Raw genomic sequence first — 262 nt, forward strand, 5'->3', positions numbered from 1 at the left:
GCTTTCGCGTGATGTGTGGGAGCTGACCGCGCTGCGCTTGGGCGAAGAACGCGCTGTCGGGCTGGGCATTAATCTGCACCTTTTGCGCCTGAAAACGCTGGTGTTGGTAGCCGTCATGACTGCGACGGCAATCAGTTTTGTCGGCGTCATCGGCTATATCGGCTTGGTTGCCCCGCATGTGGCGCGGATTCTTGTGGGCGAAGACCAACGTTTCTTCCTACCCGGCGCGCTGCTGGCGGGGGCGGCGGGGGTAGCGGGGGCG

Annotated in this window: 1 protein-coding gene; it reads left to right on the forward strand. The window is 63.4% G+C overall.

The window, feature by feature from the left end:
• Positions 1–262: iron chelate uptake ABC transporter family permease subunit (locus ACTHSX_RS10700; RefSeq protein ID WP_440379675.1), on the forward strand; the 262-nt coding region annotated here is incomplete at both ends.

It is taken from the genome of Neisseria sp. P0014.S002 (assembly GCF_051958295.1).
Taxonomy (GTDB): Bacteria; Pseudomonadota; Gammaproteobacteria; order Burkholderiales; family Neisseriaceae; genus Neisseria; species Neisseria flavescens_B.